The organism is Mesorhizobium sp. M0410, assembly GCF_040321435.1.
GTDB lineage: Bacteria > Pseudomonadota > Alphaproteobacteria > Rhizobiales > Rhizobiaceae > Mesorhizobium.
Genome location: NZ_JAMYRN010000001.1, coordinates 324428 through 339877 on the forward strand (window position 1 = coordinate 324428; position 15450 = coordinate 339877).

Annotated in this window: 16 protein-coding genes; 12 read left to right on the forward strand and 4 right to left on the reverse strand. The window is 61.8% G+C overall.

The window, feature by feature from the left end:
- The first annotated feature begins 270 nt into the window (after positions 1 to 270).
- From cyoA to NKI63_RS01675, 6 genes are all read left to right on the forward strand, one after another.
- The gene (gene cyoA, locus NKI63_RS01650) at positions 271 to 1194 is read left to right on the forward strand and encodes a ubiquinol oxidase subunit II (RefSeq protein ID WP_352507028.1); all 924 of its coding nucleotides are present in this window, start codon (positions 271 to 273) and stop codon (positions 1192 to 1194) included.
- Between the two features lie 2 nt (positions 1195 to 1196).
- Positions 1197 to 3203 (forward strand): cytochrome o ubiquinol oxidase subunit I, encoded by a 2007-nt coding sequence (cyoB, locus tag NKI63_RS01655; RefSeq protein WP_352507029.1) that lies wholly within the window; start codon positions 1197 to 1199, stop codon positions 3201 to 3203.
- A gap of 5 nt (positions 3204 to 3208) precedes the next feature.
- Positions 3209 to 3838 (forward strand): cytochrome o ubiquinol oxidase subunit III, encoded by a 630-nt coding sequence (gene cyoC, locus NKI63_RS01660; protein ID WP_352820360.1) that lies wholly within the window; start codon positions 3209 to 3211, stop codon positions 3836 to 3838.
- Positions 3835 to 4263 carry a cytochrome o ubiquinol oxidase subunit IV gene (gene cyoD / locus NKI63_RS01665; RefSeq protein ID WP_352507030.1) on the forward strand — a complete coding sequence of 143 codons (429 nt, stop codon included), beginning with the start codon at positions 3835 to 3837 and terminating at the stop codon, positions 4261 to 4263. Before cyoC ends, cyoD begins: the two co-directional genes overlap by 4 nt.
- Before the next feature lie 281 nt (positions 4264 to 4544).
- A complete protein-coding gene (locus NKI63_RS01670) occupies positions 4545 to 5732 on the forward strand; it encodes a DUF3182 family protein (RefSeq protein ID WP_352686280.1) in 1188 nt (395 codons plus the stop codon).
- A gap of 155 nt (positions 5733 to 5887) precedes the next feature.
- Positions 5888 to 6115 (forward strand): hypothetical protein, encoded by a 228-nt coding sequence (locus NKI63_RS01675; protein ID WP_352507032.1) that lies wholly within the window; start codon positions 5888 to 5890, stop codon positions 6113 to 6115.
- 40 nt (positions 6116 to 6155) lie between these two features.
- Here NKI63_RS01675 and NKI63_RS01680 read toward each other — a convergent pair whose 3' ends face one another.
- Positions 6156 to 6479 carry a hypothetical protein gene (locus NKI63_RS01680; protein WP_352820293.1) on the reverse strand — a complete coding sequence of 108 codons (324 nt, stop codon included), beginning with the start codon at positions 6477 to 6479 and terminating at the stop codon, positions 6156 to 6158.
- A 207-nt stretch (positions 6480 to 6686) separates the two neighbouring features.
- Positions 6687 to 7124 carry an Lrp/AsnC family transcriptional regulator gene (locus NKI63_RS01685; RefSeq protein ID WP_352476949.1) on the reverse strand — a complete coding sequence of 146 codons (438 nt, stop codon included), beginning with the start codon at positions 7122 to 7124 and terminating at the stop codon, positions 6687 to 6689.
- A 128-nt stretch (positions 7125 to 7252) separates the two neighbouring features.
- On the opposite strand from NKI63_RS01685, the gene rocF reads away from it, so the two are divergent.
- A complete protein-coding gene (gene rocF, locus NKI63_RS01690; RefSeq protein ID WP_352476948.1) occupies positions 7253 to 8173 on the forward strand; it encodes an arginase in 921 nt (306 codons plus the stop codon).
- A gap of 3 nt (positions 8174 to 8176) precedes the next feature.
- On the forward strand, positions 8177 to 9244 hold the full coding sequence (ocd, locus tag NKI63_RS01695; RefSeq protein WP_352507034.1) for an ornithine cyclodeaminase: 1068 nt from the start codon (positions 8177 to 8179) through the stop codon (positions 9242 to 9244).
- A gap of 16 nt (positions 9245 to 9260) precedes the next feature.
- Here the strand turns inward: ocd and NKI63_RS01700 are convergent, their stop codons facing one another.
- On the reverse strand, positions 9261 to 9422 hold the full coding sequence (locus tag NKI63_RS01700) for a hypothetical protein (protein WP_254815787.1): 162 nt from the start codon (positions 9420 to 9422) through the stop codon (positions 9261 to 9263).
- A gap of 270 nt (positions 9423 to 9692) precedes the next feature.
- On the opposite strand from NKI63_RS01700, the gene NKI63_RS01705 reads away from it, so the two are divergent.
- The 4 genes from NKI63_RS01705 (at position 9693) to NKI63_RS01720 (ending at position 15108) form a co-directional block, all read left to right on the forward strand.
- The gene (locus NKI63_RS01705) at positions 9693 to 11642 is read left to right on the forward strand and encodes a PrkA family serine protein kinase (protein WP_254815786.1); all 1950 of its coding nucleotides are present in this window, start codon (positions 9693 to 9695) and stop codon (positions 11640 to 11642) included.
- A 19-nt stretch (positions 11643 to 11661) separates the two neighbouring features.
- Positions 11662 to 12984, forward strand: coding sequence for a YeaH/YhbH family protein (locus tag NKI63_RS01710; RefSeq protein ID WP_352476946.1), 1323 nt, complete (start codon positions 11662 to 11664; stop codon positions 12982 to 12984).
- Positions 12984 to 14522 (forward strand): SpoVR family protein, encoded by a 1539-nt coding sequence (locus NKI63_RS01715; protein ID WP_352686276.1) that lies wholly within the window; start codon positions 12984 to 12986, stop codon positions 14520 to 14522. Before NKI63_RS01710 ends, NKI63_RS01715 begins: the two co-directional genes overlap by 1 nt.
- 94 nt (positions 14523 to 14616) lie before the next feature.
- Entirely contained in the window at positions 14617 to 15108 is a 492-nt protein-coding gene (locus tag NKI63_RS01720; protein ID WP_352820296.1) for a DUF1772 domain-containing protein, read from the forward strand.
- A gap of 67 nt (positions 15109 to 15175) precedes the next feature.
- Here the strand turns inward: NKI63_RS01720 and NKI63_RS01725 are convergent, their stop codons facing one another.
- Complete coding sequence (locus NKI63_RS01725; protein ID WP_023720508.1) at positions 15176 to 15421, reverse strand: hypothetical protein; 246 nt, start codon at positions 15419 to 15421, stop codon at positions 15176 to 15178.
- Positions 15422 to 15450 lie beyond the last annotated feature (29 nt).

Here is a 15450-nt window from a genome sequence, read left to right on the forward strand (position 1 = left end):
CTGGATACTGTTTCTGGTTTCTTAGGGATTTGGTTCTGGTTTTCTTAGGATTTGGCTCTGGTTGCTTGGGATTTGCCGCTGGTTTTTAGGATTTGGAGGGGTTCTCGACAGGTCGACCGCTTAACGATGACATCCGCCGCATGTGGTTCTGCGAGCCGGGGCCCCGTGCGTGAAGAAACTGTCGCCAGGAGCACACCGGCGCGCACATTCGGGGTTGGCAGCCACGCTGCCTGCAACGTTCAATCGGTTTTCAGGACACGGCGAGATCTCATGTTGCTGAGGGCGATCGTTCGAAATTGTGCGGCCATCCGTGTTGGCCGCGTCGGCGCGACGATGCTGCTGGCCGCGCTGCTTGCCGGCTGCCAGGGCGGCGTACTCGACCCGCAAGGACCAGTCGGCGCCGCGCAGCGGACGATCCTGCTCAATTCGGTCGCCATCATGCTGGCCATCGTCATCCCGACGATCCTGGCGACACTCGGTTTTGCCTGGTGGTTCCGGGAAACCAACACAAGGGCGCAGTACCTGCCGGGATGGGCCTATTCCGGGCGCATCGAACTGGTGGTCTGGTCGATCCCCATCCTCGTCATCCTGTTTTTGAGCGGCATCATCTGGATCGGGTCGCATGACCTCGATCCAATAAAGCCGCTGGATTCCCAGCAAAAGCCGCTCGAGGTGCAGGTCGTCTCGCTCGACTGGAAATGGCTGTTCATCTACCCCGAGCAGAATGTCGCGAGCATCAACCAGCTTGTGGTGCCGGCGGGCAGGCCGGTGCATTTCTCGCTCACCTCGGCAAGCGTCATGAATGCGTTCTTCGTGCCTCAGCTCGGCGGCATGATCTATACGATGAACGGCATGACGACGCAGCTTCACCTGCAGGCGGATCAGCCCGGCGAATTCTATGGGCGGTCGGCCCATTTCAGCGGCGACGGTTTTCCAGGCATGCAATTCGTGCTGCATGCCGTCGCAGCGGATGCCTTCGACGCGTTCGTCAATTCGGCGCGAAGCCAGGGACAGGCACTCGACAAGGTCAGCTACCAGGAACTAGCCAGACAGAGCATCAACGTGCCGCCTTCGACCTATCGCTCGGTCGAGCCGGACCTTTTCCATGAAATCGCGACGCAGGGCGTTCCGCCCGCGCCCGGTCCCCAGGCCGGTCGCGCCGAGCCGAGCGTATCGTCCAAGACAGGAGGCTGACAATGCTCGGAAAATTGAGCTGGGACGTCATTCCGTTCGATCAGCCTCTGCCGATGATCGCCTCGGCGGTCGTCGCCCTGGCAATCCTCGGCGTGCTGGCCTGGGTCTTCCTGGCCGGCCATTTTCCCTATCTGTGGCGCGAATGGATCACCAGCGTCGATCACAAGCGGATTGGCGTGATGTACGTGCTGCTGGCGCTGCTGATGTTGCTGCGCGGCTTCAGCGACGCCGTCATGATGCGGTCCCAGCAGGCCCTCGCGTTCCAGGCGCCCGGCTATCTGCCGCCCGACCACTTCAATCAGGTCTTTTCGGCCCACGGTACCATCATGATCTTTTTCGGGGCGATGCCGTTCGTCATCGGCCTGATGAACCTGGTCGTGCCGCTGCAGCTCGGCGTCCGCGACGTTGCCTTTCCAACGCTCAACTCGGTGAGTTTGTGGCTCACCGCCACCGGCGCGCTGCTGGTCAACATCTCGCTGGTGATCGGCGAGTTTGCGCGCACCGGATGGCTGCCCTATCCGCCGCTCAGCGAGACCGCCTACTCGCCGGGCGTCGGTGTCGATTACTATCTGTGGGCGGTGCAGATAGCGGGTGTCGGAACGCTGCTCACCGGCATCAATTTCGTCACCACGATCCTGAAGATGCGGGCGCCCGGCATGAGTTATCTCAGGATGTCGATGTTCTGCTGGACTTCGCTCGCCGCCAGCCTGCTCATCGTCGCCGCGTTCCCGATCCTCACAGCCACGCTCGCGATGCTGACGCTCGACCGCTATTTCGGCTTTCATTTCTTCACCAACGAAGCCGGCGGCAACATGCTGATGTTCGTGAACCTGATCTGGGCCTGGGGCCATCCCGAGGTTTACATCCTCGTCCTGCCGGCGTTCGGCATCTTCTCGGAGGTCATCTCCACCTTCTCCAGCAAGCCGCTGTTCGGCTACCGCTCGATGGTGGCCGCGACACTCTTCATCTGCATCGTTTCCTTCATGGTGTGGCTGCACCACTTCTTCACGATGGGCGCCGGCGCCGACGTCAACGCTGCGTTCGGCATCGCCACCAGCATCATCGCTGTCGGTACCGGCGTGAAGATCTACAACTGGATGTTCACCATGTATGGTGGCCGCATCCGCTTCGCGACCCCAATGCTGTGGTCGCTGGGCTTCATGGTGACGTTCGTCATCGGCGGCATGACGGGCGTGTTGCTGGCGGTGCCGCCGGCCGATTTCCTGCTCCACAACAGCCTGTTCCTGGTGGCGCATTTCCACAACGTCATCATCGGCGGCGTGCTGTTCGGCGCCTTCGCGGGATATACCTACTGGTTTCCCAAGGCATTCGGTTTCCGGCTGCACGAGGGCTGGGGCAAGCTGGCCTTCTGGCTGACGCTGATCGGGTTCTACGCCACCTTCGTGCCGCTCTACGCCGTCGGCCTGCTCGGCATGACCCGCCGCATGCAGCATTTCGACGTGCCGGCCTGGTATCCCTGGGTGCTGGTTGCGGGCGCCGGCATGATCATCACCACCGCCGGCGTGGTCGCGCAGATCATACAGCTCGTCGTCAGCATCCGGCAGCGTGCGGCGCTTCGAGATTCCACAGGGGATCCCTGGGACGGGCGCTCGCTGGAATGGGCCACGCCCTCGCCGCCGCCGGTCTTCAACTTCGCCGCGCTTCCGCACGTCGAGGGCGAAGAGCCCTACTGGAGCATCAAGCAGCGGGCACGCGAGCAAAACCGCCTGCGCGACGAGCCTGAATACGAGCCGATCGAGATGCCGCGCAACAGTCCCACCGGGTTCATCTGCGCCTTCTTTGCGACCGTGATGGGTTTCGCTCTCATCTGGCACATCTGGTGGATGGTGGCACTCGGCGCGCTCGGTGCTTTCGCTACCTTCGTCGTATTCGCATGGCGCGACAAACCCGAATACGTCATTTCTGCCGCCGAAGTCGCCCGGATCGACCGCGCCAACCGAAGCGCGCGCCGCGAGGCACTGGCTACCTACACGGGGCCAAGGCCATGACCGCGATGGACCTTCGAGAGCGTGACCCTTACCGTATCCATGGCGGGCACGGCCATGCACTCGGCGGCCCGGCCCCGATCCGGATCGTCGTCGGCTATGGCTTCTGGATCTTCCTTCTGAGCGACATCGTGATGTTCTCCGCCTTCTTCGCGGCCTATGCCGTGCTGGCGGGCAAGACGGCGGGCGGACCAAGCGGGGCCGAGCTGTTCAACTTGCGCAACGTCGCGATCGAGACGGCCGCTTTGCTGTTGTCGAGCTTTACCTGCGGTCTCGCCGGCCTTGCCGTGACAGCGCGGCGAAGCTCCTGGTTCTATGTCGCGATGACTGTTACCTTCGTGCTCGGCGCCAGCTTCATCCTGCTCGAGTTGCGCGAGTTCGTGCATATGGTTGCCAGTGGTGCCGGACCGACGCGCAGCGCTTTCCTGTCGGCGTTCTTCACGCTGGTGGGATGCCATGGCCTTCACGTCACGGCGGGGCTGCTGTGGCTGCTCACGATGATGGCGCAGATCTTCGCCAAGGGATTCCGCGACGATATTCTTCGGCGTTTCATGTGCTTCAGCCTGTTCTGGCACGCCCTCGACATCATCTGGGTCGCGCTGTTCACCGTGGTCTATCTCCTGGGAGCAAGTCGATGAGCAATGCGGACGATCGCCACGCGCAACGGCGCGACACCCATGGCCTGGAGCGCTACGACATAGATACGGCGCCGGGTGACGAATACCTCGGCGACACCGACGTCGGATCCGGGCTACGCGGCTATGTGATCGGCCTCGGGCTGGCAACGCTGCTGACCATCGCCTCGTTCTGGTTGCCCGGAACCGACCTGGTATGGGCACCCGGCATTCCGGTGGCGCTGGTCGTGCTGGCGATCGCCCAGATGGGCGTGCATCTCGTCTTCTTCCTGCACATCACGACGGGACCGGACAACACCAACAACGCCCTGGCGCTTGCCTTCGGCGTGCTGATCGTAGTTCTGGTGATCGGCGGCTCGATCTGGATCATGGCCAATCTCGACCACAATTTGATGCCGATGAACGCGATCATGAACATGAACCGCTGATTTAGCGATTATTCCGGCCATCGGCCGCAGTTCATGCGACAGCGAACTCCGGTCTCAAGCCCGTTCGAATGTGCCGACGAGGTCGGCGTCTCCCAGGACGTGTGGGGCGGCCTCCTTCAGCACGTCGTCCACGGCGGCCTTCTCGCCGGGACGCAGCGTCTCGACGTCGACCGCAAGAAGCTCCGGGCAGCCACCTGGTCAAACCCGCAGCCGGCCGTTGGCCGGAACATTCGCCGCGTCAACGGGTTTTTTTGTTCGGACGCATTGCCGCGGAAACGGCAATGGGCTCGGCAATGGACGAAGGGCGCGACATGACCGGGCTAAGCGGTAGGCAACCAAGCGGGGCGAAAGGTGTTGTGGTCGCATTCTCCGCGCCGGGTGGCGAGACCATCTATGCCCACGAACGGGAAACCGTCGCTGCCGTCGCGCGCACGATCGCAGCGTTGAAGGGATTTTCCTTCCGCCAGGGCCTGCGTGAAGGTGGCGGTGACAGTGACGGGTTGTATTTCGTGCCGGACGACAGCCTGCTTGCTGCCGATGCGGTTCAACTGGGCATAAACGGGCCCGACGATCTCTTCGGCGGGGTGGTGCCCTGGCGCCTCGCAACCACCAAGGCCATAACCCACGAGCTGGTGGACGGATCGGCGGCACGGCCAAAAGAATGGCCCGTCGGCTTCGGCAGCGCCGTCGCCGCGGCCGTACTGCCCGGCTACACTGCATTTTCACGCCACGACGCGCTGCGCGCAGCGCAACGTCTGCTGGAGCTGGGGCTGGTCCGATTCAAGCCACCGCGCGCTTCGCGGGGCCGCGACCAGCACACCGCCGCGACAGTCGGCGATGTCGAAAGGCTGCTGGACCAATATCCATCGTCTGAGCTAAGCGAATACGGCCTTGTTCTCGAAACGCAGCTTCGCGACATCGTTACGCTGAGCGTTGGCAGAACCATGATCGACGAATTGTCGATCAGCTATTACGGCACCCAGCGGACGACGACCGACAACGACGGGCAGCCCGTCTACGGCGGATCCGATCTGGTTGTGGTGCGCGGCGGATGGGAGGCGCTGGATGGGCTGCGATTATCTCCGGCGGTGGGTTTGGCCGTGGCGCAGGCGAGAACCTATGACGCAGCGATGGATGGTTATCCCGGATTCTTCGCCTCGCGACGCAACTACGACATCGGCCAAGGTGTCGATTCCTCGGGCATCTGGCGATCGGGCGTGCTGGAAGCGAGCTGGCGGATCGGTGGCAGCAGCAGCGCCGAGCTGGCAGCGATGGACGCCATGAAGCGGGACCCCGACATGCAGATCGTGCATGTCTCCACCGTCAAGCAGTTCGGCAGCACTGCGCGGCTGCCGCCGAACGCAGCAATCCATTTCCACGGGGAGGATCCCGAGGAGGGTCAAGTCACGCGTTATACCGTCGTCACCCAGGCGATCCGAGGGCCGATCGGAGAAGCCGGCCGATTCTAGCCATGTCAGGTTGAAGTTAAGCACGCCTCCGGCAGGGAACATCCACCAATGGCCCGAGTTTGTTTCGAGCAAGGCAGCAAGTCAGAAAAGGCCCAGGCCCTGAAATGGGTGGCAGGCGTGCAATAGCGGCGTTGCCTGCAGGAGTGGTTACAGAAATGGCCATGCCAACCGTTTACGACAAACGACAGGATCCGGAAGGCCTCTGGGAGGTCTATGACAGCGAGAGCGACGAAGCCGTCGTGGTCGATGGCTTGCCGCTTTCCGGTCTCGACGAAAGCGAAGCCGATGAAGCGATTGAAAAGCTCAATCGCGGCGAGCTGACGTCGGACAACATCCCCGAGACAGCTCGGTCAGGGTGGCCTCCGACCAAGGGTGGATTGTGATGACGGCCTGACGGACGTCACCAGGCGATTGGTCGCGGATCTACGGCGAGGCCTTGACCCCGAGCTTGCGGGCCTTGTCCTCGAAGTCGTCACGAATGTCCTCAATCGTCGGCAGATGCAGTCGGCGCAGCTGGGCGTGCAACTTCTTGGCAGCGTCGGAATTCAGGTCGCGCCTGAAGTTGGTCGCGACCTCCTCGGCCGAGCCGTAACGGCGATAGCGCTCAATCTCGGTCTTCGTGGCCTGCTGGACGTGTTCGAGCGTCTTGCGCTCGGCATCGGATTTTCCGTCCGGTTTGGCCCGCATGACCGGGTTGAAGGCTTTGCTGATAAGGAATTCGACCAGTTCCTGCTGGGCGTGAGCCATGATTGTTCTCCCTCGAAGGAGGCCTGTCCGGCCCAGAACGGTTCGTCGTTTCCCGGAAACGCTGACCCGCTCTATCTTTTCGTTCCGATGCAATTCCGAACGGAAAACCGTTCCACACTTTTACTGGAACTGCTCTAACCGCGGCGGCAATTGAAGGTTCCTTGGCGGATTTCGTTACCGCTGCAGGTCAAGCGCAGTTCCTCGAAGTCACAGCCGAGCCTTGGTGGTGCGTGGCGTTGCCAGGAGCAGGCTTGTTTCGCTGCCGGTAATTCCGGGGATCAGGCGGATACGTCTCAGCACGGCGTCGAACTCGCTCAGGGTCTGGGTTCCGAGTTCTATCACCAGATCCCAGCGGCCATTGGTGGTGTGGATGGTCGAGACCTCGGAGAAGCCGCCCAGCGCCCGGATGACGCGATCGGCGGCGTGGCCTTCGATCTCGATCATCATGATGCCACGCACGCGCTGATCGACCGCGTCGGCGCGCAGAATGACGGTGTAGCCGACGATGACGCCGTCCCTCTCAAGTCGCTCGATCCGGGACCTTACCGTTGCCCGGGAGACACCCAGGCCGACGGCAAGATCGGAAATGCTGCGCCGGGCGTCGTGCCGCAGAGAGGTGATGATCTGCTCGTCGAGCTGGTCCATGATTGCTCACAACGGAAGTAGATGATGTCACTATGGTAAGGCATTTCGACAAATTTGCCAATTTGACATGTTCATTCTGCCAGCGATGCGGGCTTCAATAAAGGCATCGTAATTGGCGGGGTATGAGAATGCATTGCACGATCGTGGGCGCACCGATCCAGGCCGGCTCAGGCCGCATGGGCTGCGAGATGGGGCCGAGTGCGCTGCGCACGGCCGGCCTGGCCACCGCACTGACCGAGCTCGGCCATACGCTGACCGACCTCGGAACGATCGTCCCGGCCGACATGCGTCCTGTCGTACACGGCAACGCGGCGGTGAAGGCGCTGCCGGAAATTGCCGCCTGGACGGCAGCAATCAGCGAAACGGCCTATGCCGCGAGCGCCGATGCGATGCCGATCTTTCTCGGCGGCGACCACAGCATTTCGGCCGGTACGCTCGCCGGCATTGCCCGCCGGGCCGCGAATGCCGGCCGGCCGCTCTTCGTGCTGTGGCTCGATGCGCACCCCGATTTTCATACGCTCGACACGACCACCAGCGGCAATTTGCATGGTGTGCCGCTGGCCTATGCCAGCGGGCAGCCCGGCTTCGAGGGCTATTTCCCCCGCCTTGCAGCGCAGGTGGACCCGGCTCGCATATGCGCGCTGGGGATCCGCAGCGTGGACCTGGCGGAAAGGGAAGCGTTGCGCAGAGCCGGCGTGACGGTCCATGACATGCGTTCGATCGACGAGCACGGCATTGCGCAACTGCTTCGCGCCTTTCTCGAGCGGGTGAGCGCCGCCAACGGCATGCTGCACGTCAGCCTCGACGTCGATTTTCTCGACCCGTCGATCGCCCCGGCGGTCGGCACCACCGTTCCAGGTGGCGCCACCTTCCGCGAGGCGCATCTGGCAATGGAAATGCTGCATGACAGCGGCCTCGTCACCAGTCTCGACCTAGTCGAGCTCAACCCTTTTCTCGACGAACGCGGCCGCACCGCCACGCTTCTGGTCGACCTGACCGCGAGCCTGATGGGCCGGCGGATCATGGACCGTCCGACGAGGGGGTTCTGAGCCATGACCGTCAATTTGAACATCGTCCCGTTCGTCAGCGTCGACCGCATGATGAAGCTGGTGCTTGCCATCGGCATCGAGCGCTTCCTGCTTGAGCTTGCCGCCTATATCGAAGAGGATTTCAGGCGCTGGGAGCTGTTCGACAAGACGCCGCGCATCGCCTCGCACAGCGTTGACGGCGTGATCGAGCTGATGCCGACCAGCGACGGGCAGCTCTATGGGTTCAAATACGTCAACGGCCATCCGAAGAATACGCGTGACGGCCGCCAGACCGTGACCGCTTTCGGCGTGCTTGCCGATGTCGGCAATGGCTATCCGATGCTGCTTTCGGAAATGACCATCCTGACGGCGCTCAGAACCGCCGCAAGCTCGGCGGTCGCGGCGAAATACCTCGCTCCAGAGGCCGCCAGGTGCATGGCGATCATCGGCAATGGCGCGCAATCGGAATTCCAGGCCATTGCCTTCAAGGCGCTGCTTGGCGTCGACAGGCTGCGTCTCTACGATATCGACCCGGCGGCCTCGGCGAAATGCAGGAAGAACCTTGCCGGCATGGGTTTCGACATCAAGCTCTGCGCGTCGGCACAGGAAGCCGTTGAAGGTGCAGAGATCATCACCACGGTCACCGCCGACAAGCGGTCGGCAACAATCCTGACCGACAACATGGTTGGATCCGGCGTGCACATCAACGCGGTTGGCGGCGACTGCCCGGGCAAGACCGAGCTGCATCGCGACATTCTGCTGCGCTCGGACATCTTCGTAGAATATCCGCCGCAGACGCGCATCGAAGGCGAGAGCCAGCAGCTCGATGCGGATCACCCGCTCACCGAATTGTGGCAGGTGATGACAGGAAAGGCAGCAGGCCGGACGGATGCCCGACAGATCACATTGTTTGACTCCGTCGGCTTTGCGATCGAGGATTTTTCCGCGCTGCGCTACGTCCGCGATCAGCTGCAGCGGACCGGCCTTTACGAGGAACTAGACCTTCTGGCCGATCCCGATGAGCCGCGCGACCTGTTTGGCATGCTGCTGCGCGCCGAAAAAGCGACCGGGCTGGCGGTTGCCGGCAGCTGAGCTGCGATCCCGTCGGTCAATCCTTCTTTTCCTGATACAGGCGCTCGGTCGCACGCTCGCTTTCCCTGCGCTCCGCCGGGCCGCGACGGCGCTGCGTGAGCAGGGCGTAGGCGATCAGGACTGCCAGCAGCAGTGGACCTCCTGCAACAACGAGCAACCACAAACTATTCCCAGACATCGACCGTCTCCTTTCCCTCACAACCGGAAAGGACCCGAACCGTTCCTCCGTCTTGTTGGATGTCGCCCGCAGGACGTGGTGCGATTCAGGATTTTGTGCCGCGAGCAGGACGTTCCACGCCTTGTCTGCACTCAGGATGCCCTTATCTAGACTCTTATCGTTCGGTCACATGCACTCTCTGCGAAGTGAAGGGAACCACAAGGGCTTTCCAACATTTGGTTGTTCAAGAGACAAACATGCAGCCACATCGGCTCCGGGGCTAGGAATACCATGCGTGAGAATCAATCCGACGTCTTCGATCTGTTTTCCGAGGTTTACAAGAATGCGGCGCAGGAGGAGATAAGCCTCCAGCAATATCTGCTTGCCTGCCGCGAGGACAAGTCGATGTACGCCTCAGCGCCCGAGCGGATGGTCGAGGCGATCGGCGAGCCGACTTTTGTCGATACCAGCAAGGACGAGCGGCTCGGCCGTATTTTTTCGAACCGGACGATCAAGATCTATCCGACCTTCGCCGACTTTTACGGCATGGAGGATACGATCGAGCGTATCGCCGGTTATTTCCGCTATGCCTCGCAAGGCCTCGAGGAACGCAAGCAGATCCTCTATCTCCTCGGCCCGGTCGGCGGCGGCAAGTCCTCGCTTGCGGAGCAGTTGAAAAGGCTGATGGAGCAGCGTCCGATCTATACGCTGAAGGTCGGCGGCCAGGTCAGCCCGGTCTTCGAATCGCCGCTCGGGCTGTTCGATCCCGACCGCATGGGCGACCTTTTGGAGGACAAATACGGCATCGCCCGGCGGCGGCTGACCGGCCTGATCTCGCCCTGGGCGGCCAAGCGTCTCGACGAATTGTCCGGCGACATCTCCAAATTCAGCGTCGTCAAGCTGATGCCGTCCAGGCTTCGCCAGATCGGCATCGCCAAGACCGAGCCGGGCGACGAGAACAATCAGGACGTTTCGGCCCTGGTCGGCAAGGTCGACATCAGGCAGCTGGAAAACTTCAGCCAGTCCGATCCGGACGCCTATTCCTATAGCGGCGGGCTGAACCGGACGACGCAAGGACTGCTCGAATTCGTCGAGATGTTCAAGGCGCCGATCAAGGTGCTGCATCCGCTGCTGACCGCCACCCAGGAAGGCAGCTACAACGGCACCGAGAATTTCGGCGCTTTCCCCTATCAGGGCATCATCGTTGCCCATTCCAACGAATCGGAATGGCTGCAGTTCAAGAACAACAAAAACAACGAGGCGTTCCTCGACCGCATCCTGGTGGTCAAGGTGCCGTATTGCCTGCGCGTCACCGAAGAGCGGCAGATCTACGAGAAGCTGTTGCGCGAAAGCGAACTGGCTAACAGCCCCTGCGCTCCGGAAGTGCTCGACATCCTCAGCCGGTTCACCGTCTCGACCCGCCTGGCCGAACACGACAATTCGCCGCTCTACACCAAGATGCGCGTCTATGACGGCGAGAACCTCAAGGAAACCGATCCCAAGGCGAAGTCGGTCCAGGAGTACCGAAACGCCGCCGGTGTCGATGAAGGCATGACCGGCGTCAGCACCCGCTTCGCCTTCAAAATCCTGTCGCAGACCTTCAACTACGACACCGAAGAGGTGGCCGCCGATCCGGTGCATCTGATGTACATCCTGGAAGAGGCGATCAAGCGCGAGCAGTTCCCGAAGGAAACAGAGGCGGACTATCTCGATTTCATAAAGTCGGAGCTGGCCACCCGTTATGCCGAGTTCATCGGCCACGAGATCCAGAAGGCCTATCTGGAATCCTACAGCGAATACGGCCAGAACCTGTTCGACCGCTACATCGCCTATGCCGATGCCTGGATCGAGGATCAGGACTACAAGGATACCGATACCGGCCAGATCCTCAATCGCGAGGTTTTGGACAACGAACTGTCGCAGGTCGAAAAGCCGGCCGGCATCGCCAATCCCAAGGACTTCCGCAATGAAGTGGTGAAGTTCACGCTGCGCGCGCGGGCCAGAAACCATGGCCGCAACCCGTCATGGACGAGCTACGAAAAGCTGCGCGAAGTCATCGAGAAGCGGATGTTCGGGCAGGTCGAGGACCTGCTGCCGGTGATCAGCTTCGGCTCCAAGCAGGACAGCGTGACGGAGAAGCGGCATACCGAATTCGTGCAGCGGATGATCCAGCGCGGTTACACCGAACGCCAGGTTCGCCGGCTGGTGGACTGGTACATGCGGGTGAACAAGGCGGGTTGAAGCCAGCCCGGGGTAACATATGCCGATCTTCATCGATCGCCGACTGAACCCGAAGGACAAAAGCCTCGGCAATCGGCAGCGTTTCCTGCGGCGGGCGCGCGAAGAGTTGAAGCGCACGATCCGCGATCAGATCCGCACCGGCAAGATCGCCGACGTGGACGCCGAGCATGCCGTTTCGATGCCGGCGCGGGGCACCGGCGAGCCGAGCTTCAACGATGCCAGGAACAGCGGCAGCCGCCAGCACGTCCTGCCCGGCAACAAGCATTTCTCCCCAGGCGACCGGCTGCCCAAGCCCGGCCAGGGCGGCGGCATGGGGTCCGCCCCGGGGAGAACCGAATCGGAGGACGATTTCCGTTTCGTGCTGTCGCGCGAAGAGGTGCTCGACCTCTTTTTCGAAGACCTCGAACTGCCTGACATGGTCAAGCTCAACCTCAAGGAGATCCTCGCCTTCAAGCCGCGCCGGGCCGGCTTCGCCGCGACCGGCTCGCCGACCAACATCAATGTCGGGCGCACGATGCGCAACAGCCATGGCCGCCGCATAGCGCTCAGGCGTCCCAAGCAGGAGGACCTCGATGCGATCGCGCAGGAGATTGCGTCGCTGGAGGCGAAGCCGCAAAACGTCGAGATGCGCCAGCGCATCGTGGCGCTGCAGGAAGAGTTCGATCGACTGGAGCGTCGCCGCAAGCGGATCGCCTATGTCGACCCGGTCGATATCCGCTTCAACCGCTTCGACGCGCAGCCGGTGCCGAACGCCAACGCGGTGATGTTCTGCCTCATGGACGTGTCCGGTTCGATGGGCGAACGCGAGAAGGATCTGGCCAAGCGCTTCTTCGTGCTGCTGCACCTGTTCCTGAAGCGGCGCTACGACCGGACCGAGGTGGTCTTCATCCGCCACACCCACGAGGCGCAGGAGGTCGACGAGGAAACCTTCTTCTACAACACCCAGAGCGGCGGTACGGTGGTTTCCACCGCGCTCGAGGAGATGCACCGCATCGTCGAGCAACGCTATCCCAGCCGCGAATGGAACATCTATGTCGCCCAGGCCTCGGACGGTGACAATTTCGTCACCGATTCCGAGCGCTGCATCGCCCTGCTCGACGAACAGATCATGCGGCTGTGCCAGTATTTCGCCTATGTCGAGATCCTCGACGAGCGCGAGAGCCACATCTTCGGCGCTACCGACAACGGCACGTCGCTATGGCGTGCCTACAGTGCGGTCAAGCTGAGATGGTCGAACTTCCAGATGAGCCGCATCGCCACCGCGGCCGACATCTACCCGGTTTTCCGCCAGCTCTTCGCCAGACAGCCGGGCTATCAAAAGAGCGGTGAAAGAGGGGGCTGATGGCGAGCAGATCCGGGCTGCTGTTTTCCGGTTCCGACTGGGATTTCAGGACGCTGTCGCGCGCCTACGAGACCATCGAGGCGATCGCCACCGAAGAGCTCCACCTCGACACCTATCCGGTACAGATGGAGATCATCTCGTCCGAACAGATGCTCGACGCCTATTCCTCGGTCGGCATGCCGCTGATGTACCGGCACTGGTCCTTCGGCAAGCACTACCTCTACCAGGAACTGCTCTATCGCAAAGGCGGGCGAGGGCTCGCCTATGAACTCGTCATCAATTCGAATCCCTGCATCGTCTATCTGATGGAGGAAAACACCATGGCCCTCCAGGCCCTGGTGACGGCGCACGCAGCACTCGGGCATAACCATTTCTTCAAGAACAATTATCTTTTCCGGCAGTGGACGGACGCCGGCGCCATCCTCAGCTATCTCGACTTCGCCAAGGGCTATATTGCCCGCTGCGAAGAGCGGCATGGCGTCGATGCGGTGGAAGAGATCCTCGATGCCGCACACGCGCTGATGGAACAGGGCGTGTTCAGATATCACCGGCCGCCGAAGCTGTCGTCGGAAAAGCAGCGCGAGGGCCTTCGCGAGCGCCTGGAATACGAGGAGCGCTCCTACAACGATCTGTGGCGCACGCTGCCGCCGTCCAAGGACGGCACCAAGGTTCGCGAGACGGACACCATGGCGGAGCGCAAGAAATCGCTCAACCTGCCCGAGGAGAACCTGCTTTATTTCCTGGAGAAGAACAGCCTGATCCTGGAACCGTGGCAGCGTGAGGTTATCCGGATTGTCCGCGTTATCGCGCAGTATTTCTATCCACAGCGCCAAACGCAGGTGATGAACGAGGGTTGCGCCACCTTCGTGCATTACACGCTGATGAACCTTTTGTTCGACCGCGGGCTGATCGGCGAAGGTGCCATGCTGGAGATCCTGCGCAACCATTCGAACGTGATCTTCCAGCCGGGCTTCGACGATCCGCGCTTTTCCGGTATCAACCCTTACGCGCTGGGTCTTGACATGATGCAGGACATCCAGCGCATCTCGACCGCGCCGACGGCCGAGGACCGCGACTGGTTCCCCGATATCGCCGGCAACGGCGACTGGCGCCAGACCTTGCTGGACGCCTGGGCCAACCATCGCGACGAGTCCTTCATCCGCCAATATCTGAGCCCTACCCTGATACGGAAATGGCGGTTCTTTGTGCTTGCCGACGCTGCCAACGACCCCCATTACGAAGTCGCCTCGATACACAATGAGCGCGGCTACGAGAGTATCCGCAGCGCACTCGCCCACAGCTACGACATCGGCGCCAGCCGGCCGGACATCCAGGTGGTGGATGTGGACCTGCTCGGCGACCGGCATCTGCGCCTGCAGCACAAGGTCAAGGACGGCATCGTGCTGGAAGGCGGCAGCCGCGACGCCACGCTGCGGCATATCCGCAAGCTCTGGGGCTACGAGGTCAGCATGGTCGCGGTCGACGCGCAGACCGGCGCCAGGCTCCACGAACGCTCGACCAGCCAGATCGGGGAATGACCGAACAGCCTGCCGGCGAAGTCGGGCGCCTTTTCAGGATCACCAACCACCCTATCTACGCGCGCACCACGAGCGCATGGTCGGGAGCAGGAACATGCGCGCATTGACGATCGCCACGCTTCTGTTGGTCGCCGTCTCGATGGCGCTCTCGCTCGCGCACGCTTTGGAATTGCCCGGCAAGTTGCGCCTCAAGGAGGCCACCTACAGATCAGTGCAGGCGATCTACTATCCCGGCTTCACGATCGGCGGGTTCGCCGAGATCGGCGGCCTCATTGCACTCGCCGTCCTGCTTTACCTGACGCCCTATCCAAGCGCCCGATTCTGGTGGACCTTGGCGGCGCTTGTCTTCCTGCTGGCGGAGCACGCGACCTATTGGTTGGTCACCCACCCCGTCAATAATTTCTGGGTGCAAGACACTGTCCTGCCGAAATCCGCCGCGACGTTTTTTTCAATGTTCTCTCGAAAGCAGACCGGCGACTGGAGAGATTTGCGCAACGTCTGGGAGGCTTCGCATGTGGTCAGGGCAGGCCTGGCAATGCTGAGCCTCGTCTCAATTGCTGTCGCCGCGACATTTTTTGCCGAATAGCCCCAGGGATTAAGGTCAAGGTACGGACCCGGCATCGTATTGTCTTAACGTCAAGCGATCCGGCCGTTCAGCGGTCGGCGCGATGCTTGTTGTGGGCGCTTTCCTGGTGCTCGCCGCGGATGATGTTGCGATCGTCGGGATCGGCAATATCCTTCGGGTCCGATCTGAGCTCGGCACCGCGCCGGAACGCCTCGCGCTCTTGCCTGGTCTTTTTCAAATCCGCTTCCGCGTCGAAATCCTTGCCGGCGTTTTTCGTGTTCTCGCGCTCTTCGATGATGCGCAATTGCTGCTCATGAGTCTTCTTTCCGGCCATTGGTGACCTCCTTCCTTTCGATTTTCCGC

What these genes read in the sequence shown, in the direction of transcription:
- cyoA (WP_352507028.1), top strand. Translation starts at nt 271, where the DNA reads ATGTTGCTGAGGGCGATCGTTCGAAATTGTGCGGCCATCCGTGTTGGC.
- cyoB (WP_352507029.1), top strand. Translation starts at nt 1,197, where the DNA reads ATGCTCGGAAAATTGAGCTGGGACGTCATTCCGTTCGATCAGCCTCTG.
- cyoC (WP_352820360.1), top strand. Translation starts at nt 3,209, where the DNA reads ATGGACCTTCGAGAGCGTGACCCTTACCGTATCCATGGCGGGCACGGC.
- cyoD (WP_352507030.1), top strand. Translation starts at nt 3,835, where the DNA reads ATGAGCAATGCGGACGATCGCCACGCGCAACGGCGCGACACCCATGGC.
- NKI63_RS01670 (WP_352686280.1), top strand. Translation starts at nt 4,545, where the DNA reads ATGGGCTCGGCAATGGACGAAGGGCGCGACATGACCGGGCTAAGCGGT.
- NKI63_RS01675 (WP_352507032.1), top strand. Translation starts at nt 5,888, where the DNA reads ATGGCCATGCCAACCGTTTACGACAAACGACAGGATCCGGAAGGCCTC.
- NKI63_RS01680 (WP_352820293.1), bottom strand. Translation starts at nt 6,479, where the DNA reads ATGGCTCACGCCCAGCAGGAACTGGTCGAATTCCTTATCAGCAAAGCC.
- NKI63_RS01685 (WP_352476949.1), bottom strand. Translation starts at nt 7,124, where the DNA reads ATGGACCAGCTCGACGAGCAGATCATCACCTCTCTGCGGCACGACGCC.
- rocF (WP_352476948.1), top strand. Translation starts at nt 7,253, where the DNA reads ATGCATTGCACGATCGTGGGCGCACCGATCCAGGCCGGCTCAGGCCGC.
- ocd (WP_352507034.1), top strand. Translation starts at nt 8,177, where the DNA reads ATGACCGTCAATTTGAACATCGTCCCGTTCGTCAGCGTCGACCGCATG.
- NKI63_RS01700 (WP_254815787.1), bottom strand. Translation starts at nt 9,422, where the DNA reads ATGTCTGGGAATAGTTTGTGGTTGCTCGTTGTTGCAGGAGGTCCACTG.
- NKI63_RS01705 (WP_254815786.1), top strand. Translation starts at nt 9,693, where the DNA reads ATGCGTGAGAATCAATCCGACGTCTTCGATCTGTTTTCCGAGGTTTAC.
- NKI63_RS01710 (WP_352476946.1), top strand. Translation starts at nt 11,662, where the DNA reads ATGCCGATCTTCATCGATCGCCGACTGAACCCGAAGGACAAAAGCCTC.
- NKI63_RS01715 (WP_352686276.1), top strand. Translation starts at nt 12,984, where the DNA reads ATGGCGAGCAGATCCGGGCTGCTGTTTTCCGGTTCCGACTGGGATTTC.
- NKI63_RS01720 (WP_352820296.1), top strand. Translation starts at nt 14,617, where the DNA reads ATGCGCGCATTGACGATCGCCACGCTTCTGTTGGTCGCCGTCTCGATG.
- NKI63_RS01725 (WP_023720508.1), bottom strand. Translation starts at nt 15,421, where the DNA reads ATGGCCGGAAAGAAGACTCATGAGCAGCAATTGCGCATCATCGAAGAG.